General features: G+C 42.1%; 3 protein-coding genes and 1 pseudogene. All 4 read right to left on the reverse strand.

Going from position 1 to position 2356, the window contains the following annotated elements; genetic code table 11:
- Positions 1–279 (reverse strand): ATP-binding cassette domain-containing protein (locus tag VE944_RS24160; RefSeq protein ID WP_324983034.1); only part of this gene is annotated, 279 nt, incomplete at its 3' end.
- Positions 280–340: 61 nt separating this feature from the next.
- Positions 341–1507 (reverse strand): ABC transporter permease DevC, encoded by a 1167-nt coding sequence (gene devC / locus VE944_RS24165; protein ID WP_324983036.1) that lies wholly within the window; start codon positions 1505–1507, stop codon positions 341–343.
- 14 nt (positions 1508–1521) lie between these two features.
- A complete protein-coding gene (locus VE944_RS24170) occupies positions 1522–1857 on the reverse strand; it encodes a DUF2834 domain-containing protein (protein WP_324983039.1) in 336 nt (111 codons plus the stop codon).
- Positions 1858–1909: 52 nt separating this feature from the next.
- Positions 1910–2356, reverse strand: a pseudogene (locus VE944_RS24175) (efflux RND transporter periplasmic adaptor subunit); the annotation flags it as partial.

The following is a 2356-nucleotide window of genomic DNA, read 5'->3' on the forward strand; positions in this document are numbered from 1 at the left end:
CTTTTTAGCGCCACGAATTTCCTCCCCTAAGATTTTGAGACTACCTTCTTGAGCAGAACGCAATCCACCCATTAGAGTTAACAAGGTGGTTTTCCCCGATCCAGAGGGGCCAGTCATGATAACGATTTCACCAGCAGTAATCTCCAAATTAATGTCGAATAAGACTTGTTTGCGAAGCCCACCTTCACCAAAATAGTGGTTAAGATTACTAATAGAAATCACAGATTCTAAAACAGAAAGTGTTGAGTTGGAATTTTCTGGTAGAGATTTTTGCAACATAGGATTTTATAAAGCATTGGGTATGGGGGAATAATTCTTGTAGAGACGCGATGAATCGCGTCTAAAAAACATCGGCAGGATCAGCAGATCGTAACTTCCGCATTGCGATCGCCCCAGAAACACTACACATGATCACGGTCAAAATCCAAACCTGGATCGCCCGTTCCATTTTCATGAAAATAGGAAGCATCGTTGCAGCGTAGGTAACTTGATACAATCCAAAAGAAAGGATGAATCCAGGCAGAAAACCTAAGATAGCCAACAACAACGCTTCCTGAATTAGAACTCCTAAGAGATAATTATCGGTGTATCCCATTGCTTTGAGGGTGGCATATTCTGGCAAGTGGTCAGAAACATCCGAGTAAAGGATTTGGTAGACAATCACGATGCCAACAATAAACCCGACTGCTGTACCCAAACCGAAAATAAAACCAATGCCAGTACCAGCTTCCCAGTAAGTTCTCTCCACTTTGGCAAACTCTTCTGGAGTCAAGACTCTGACATCTTTAGGTAGTCCATTGACAAGTTGCGATCGCACTTTTTCTGTATTAGCATCTGGTTTAAGCGTAATCAATCCAACTTCGATGCGATCGGGTTTACGCTGTGGAAATAGCTGGAGAAAAGTAGAGTCACTGGTGATCACATTACCATCGGCAGCAAAGGAAGCACCATCAGTAAACAAGCCCTTAACAAAGACGGCTTTACTATTCAGTTCCGTGTCAAATTTGCCTGTATTCTTAAAAATATCGGCAACTGCACCGTATTCTGGACGACCTGCCTGGTCAAACAGAACTTGATACAACTGTTTAAGGTGATCCTGATTTTGTTTAATTTCGGGCGATTTGAATGGTGATTGTGCCGGATCAACACCCCAAACTAAAATGGCACGCTCAAGACGTGTTTCAGGATTCCGCCACTGTCCAGTACTGATGTAGACAGAATTAACTGACTGAACACCTTCATAACCTAATGTTTGATATAGTCGCTCTCTGGAAAAGTTTTTTACAGAAAACAAAGTTTGAAATTGGGGACTAATTAAAACCAAATCTGCTTGTAAATTGCGATGAGGTTTCACAGCAGCATCAAAAAGCGCACTTTCAAACCCCAACTGGATAAACATCAGTATATCGGCAAAGGCAATACCTGCGACTGCAACAGCCAGACGGGTTTTTTCTTTCATTAACTGCCGCCATGCTAGCGGCGTTTTGCGAAATAGTTTAGAAAACATATTTAAAAACCCCTTTAATAACCCAGTGTTTCAGCTTGCTGTTCAAGCTGGCGCTCTCGCATGAAAAGAAATAAGGGAAGACCTAAAGAAACACCAACTAAAACACTACAGGCAATATAAACCCAGAGATTTTGCATTTTCAGACGTGTTCCTTCCCAAAATACGAATGTCCACAAGACTAGGGATGAAACAATAACATCCATGCCAAAAAAACCAGAAATTTTGTTGGCAAAAAGTTGTTCAAAAAACAGCTTTATATCAAGACCATGCTCTAGTAAAAACGGAACAAACTGGGAGTAAGGTAGAACGGAGCCAAGTACACAAAGCAAAAGGTATATGACTTTAAGCATGATTGAATTCACCTTATAAAAAATGATGGAATACACGAGATAGCGAACAGCTCTATATTTCAATTGCTGTCTGTACCTGTAAGTTAGTGAAACCTGCAACTCGTTTGCTGTCTTCAGGATTGAGGCGAATTTTCACCTCAACTACTCGGCTATCAAGGTTCTCTCCTGGCTGGTTGCTGAAAACGTTTTGTCTATTCACCTGCAAACCAATTTGGGCAATGGTTCCTCGCAGTTCACCGACAAACGCCTGACTGCTAATCACTGCCTGTTGTCCCAGTTTCACTTTACCGATGTCGGTTTGATAAACTTCTGCTACTGCCATCATCTGGTTTGTTTGCGCTAAGTCTGCAATGCCAGAAGCACTAATTTTTTCTCCGACTCGCGTATGAATTTTGATGATTTGTCCCGCCATCGGTGCTTTGATGTAAGCACCCGCCAACTCGGTTTGAGCATGTTTGAGTGTGGCGATCGCATTTTCAACTTCTGTCTTGGCTGCGGC

The sequence above is a fragment of the Nostoc sp. genome, from assembly GCF_035638895.1.
Lineage (GTDB): Bacteria > Cyanobacteriota > Cyanobacteriia > Cyanobacteriales > Nostocaceae > Nostoc.